This is a genomic window from Sphingobium sp. C100 (assembly GCF_000508185.1).
In the GTDB taxonomy this organism is placed as follows: Bacteria; Pseudomonadota; Alphaproteobacteria; order Sphingomonadales; family Sphingomonadaceae; genus Sphingobium.
Window position 1 is genome coordinate 1 of the sequence record NZ_AYOY01000073.1, and the last position, 3,351, is coordinate 3,351.

The 3,351-nt window shown below is 69.2% G+C and carries 3 protein-coding genes; 1 reads left to right on the forward strand and 2 read right to left on the reverse strand.

Annotation, left to right across the window (positions count from 1 at the left end; genetic code table 11):
* A partial coding sequence (locus C100_RS0124215) for a terminase large subunit domain-containing protein (protein WP_037529914.1) occupies window positions 1–1,105 on the reverse strand: 1,105 nt, incomplete at its 3' end.
* Between the two features lie 113 nt (window positions 1,106–1,218).
* A complete protein-coding gene (locus C100_RS31090) occupies window positions 1,219–2,571 on the reverse strand; it encodes a M28 family peptidase (RefSeq protein ID WP_024018949.1) in 1,353 nt (450 codons plus the stop codon).
* Between the two features lie 185 nt (window positions 2,572–2,756).
* Here C100_RS31090 and C100_RS31095 point away from each other — a divergent pair.
* The coding region (locus C100_RS31095; protein ID WP_024018950.1) for a hypothetical protein at window positions 2,757–3,351 on the forward strand (595 nt) is incomplete at its 3' end.

A 3,351-nucleotide genomic window follows, 5' to 3' on the forward strand; every position in this document is an offset into this window, starting at 1 on the left:
TGGCATGGACCAGCCGCACCGGCAGCGCCTTTTCCGCCGCGCGCAGCACGCTTTCCACCATCGCGCCGCCATTATTCGCCTCGGCCACCACCTTGTCCGCGCCATGCACCATCGCCGCCGCCGCGACCGCGCGCGCCCAGCCTTCGGGCCGCATGCCCCCGACGCTCGCATCCGCGATCACATAGGCGCGCCCGTCGCCGCCCAGCCCGGCGACGACGATGCCGCACGCATCGCCATCGGCCGAAGCGGGCGGGTCGACCGCCACCACCACGCGCGTCAGCACGCCGCCGTCCGGCACATGCCGCACCCGGCACCGCTCGATCAGGTCGCGCGTCCACAGCGCGCCTTCCGCCTCCTCGATCAGCTCGCCGTCCAGTTCCTGCCGCCCCAGCCGCGTGCCGCCATAGCTGTCCATCATCGCCGCGACGAAGCCGGGCGCCAGATTGGCCGCATTGTCCGCCGTCCGCCCGCGCGTCACCACCAGGTCGCCGCGTCGTCCGTCCCCGGCCCGCGCCACCAGCGCCCGCACCAGCGGCACCGGCCGTGGCGTCGTCGTCGCCACCGTGCGCGGGTCGCTGCCCAGCCGCATCCCCATCATCAGATTATGCCAGGCCGCCTCGCCGCCCGCCCATTTGGCGATTTCGTCGGCCCAGCCATGGCTGAACTGCGGCCCGCGCAGCGATTCCGGCTCGGCCGCGCCGAACAGCGTCGCCATCGCGCCATTGGGCCAGGTCAGCTTGCGCAGCGCGGGCGCATAGGCCGGCCGCGCCCATCCCGGCGATATCGACAACAGCCCCGACGCGCCCTCCACCATCACGCTGCGCGCCTCGCCCAGCGTCGCGCCCACCAGGGCGATCCGCGCGGACGGATCGGCCTTTGCGATGCCCAGCACCCATTCCGCGCCCGCGCGCGTCTTGCCGAAACCGCGCCCCGCCATCATCAGCCAGATGCGCCAGTCCCCTTCGGGCGCCAGTTGCTCGCGCCGGGCCACAAACGACCATTCCCGTTCCAGCGCTCCGGCGACGCGCGCCGTCAGTTTCCGGAAAATCTCCTTCCGCTCGGCCTGCGCCCGGCCATCCAGCCAATCCCGATCCGAAACCTGCATCCCCCCTCCCCCATCCAACCCCGGCCGACGCAAAAAAAGGGCCGCCCCACCGGACGGCCCTTTCCCACATCGTCATCCGCGCCCCGCAGCGCGCGCCTGTTGCCAGCCTGTCGCTACCGGCGCGGCGCCATGCCGCCAAAGGTCACCAGGCTTTCCGCCCCGTCCTTCGCAACCGCCGCGACGCCGATGAAATGATCGTCCACCACCACATCCTTCAGCAAAGTCTCGGTCGCGCCCGTCACCATCCGGCTGTCGGTCCAATCCTGCGCGTCCGCCCGCCGCCAATAGACATGATAGGCCGCCGCCCCCGGAACCGCGTCCCAGAACACCCGCGTATCCATCGACACCGCCCCGTCCAGCGATACGCTGGCCGGCGCCGCCGGCGCATCGGCCAGTTCGCGCAATGCCGCGACGTTCAGCGCCGTCACCTTCGCCAGATAGGGGAAATCCATCGCCTCCACCGTGTCGCCATAGACCCGGCCATTTTCGGTCCGCAAATCCTGATGCTGCCGGTCGTAATTCTCGATCCCCACCGAAAAGCGCACCGCGGGAAAGCCCAGCTCCAGGAAGGGCGAATGGTCCCCGCCGCGTCCGAACCGGTCGAACCGCCGCACCGCGAACACGTCCAGCCCGATCTGCGGATTGGCCGCCGCGATCCCGTCGATCTTCTTGGCCAGCGCGCGGGACGGTCCGTCATCCTCGCCCCCGATCGCCCGCCGCGTCAGGTTCGCCTTGGCGTCCTCGGAAAAGCGGATGCCCTCGGAAAACACGCGGACCCGGTCGGCGACGATCTGGCCATTCTGGCCCAGCGTGTTGCCGACGATGTCGTTGTTCAGCATCGCGCGCACCTGCCAGCCGCGCGCCTTGGCCGTGGCCGCCAGCAACTTGCCGCCCCACAGCCCCTGTTCCTCGCCCGACAACAGGGCGTAGACGATCGTCCCGTCGAATTTTTCGCCCGCCAGCACCCGCGCCGCCTCGATCACCAGCGCGCTGCCCGACGCATTGTCGTTCGCGCCCGGCGCGTCGCTGGTCGCGTTCATGACATCGGTCACGCGGCTGTCGATATGCCCGGCGACGATCACCACCTGGTTCGGGCCGGAATCCGACCAGCCCGTCCCTTTCTGGATCGCCAGCACATCGACCACCTCGACCCCGTCGGGCGCGCGCGGCCCGGTGAAGCGATCCGCCACCGTCTCGACCGTCAGGCACCCGCCACAGCCCTTGGAAATCCGCTCGAATTCCTGTCCGCCCCAGCGCCGCGCCGCGCCGATCCCGCGCTTGGGGTCGGTCGCGGACGACAAAGTATGCCGCGTGCCAAAGCGCACCAGCTTTTCAACGCTCGCCTTCAGCCGCGCCGGATCGGGCGCTTTCGTTGCGACCGGGCCAGTCACGGCCGTGTTCGTCCGGGCCAGGGCGGGGCTGCACAATGCGGAGGCAGCGGCGGCGATCAGGATCAGCTTTTTCATGACCCCAAGGTCATATCGCCTGTTGCACATCTGTAAAGCCGTCGCGGCCACCGGTCCGCCTCCCCAGCCAATATTCAAGTAAAGACCAATATCGATCAAATATTTATCGCTTGACGACTTGCCTTGCCAATAGCAGTCCCTGTGTCTCGGCTCTGGGGGAGCCGATTCATTTGGGGGTTTATTTCATGAAATTCGTTGCCAGCGCCGTCCTCGGCGTGATTGCCTGCGCCTGCGCGCCGTCCGTCCTTGCCCAGGTGACGACCGCGCCCGCCGCACCGGTCGCCACCATCATCGCCACGCCCGCCGGCAATGTCCTGCGCGCGGGGATGCAACTCTCGCTCAAAACCGCCGAACCGCTCACGACCGAAGGCAAGAAGCTGCGCATCGGCCAGCGCGTCCAGCTCGAAGTCGCCGAAGCCGTGATGCTGGGCGGCCAGACCGTCATCCCGCTCGGCAGCCCGGTCGTGGGTGAAATCACCGACGTCCGCAACAAGGGCATGTGGGGCAAGTCCGGCCGCATCAACGGCCGCGTTCTCTATGTCCGCGCCAACGGCAACCAGATCCGCCTGACCGGCCAGTTCGATGACAAGGGCGTCACCGGCACCGCAGGCGTCGTCGCCGCGATCGCCTTTGTCCCCGTCGCCGGTTTCTTCACCACCGGCACCAGCGCGAAAATCCCGCTCGGCGCGCCCGTCAGCGCTTTTCTGGACGAAGACATCAGCGTCGCCTTCGCCGCCCCGGCGGCCGCACCCGCCGCCCTGCCGACCACCGCCCCGGCAC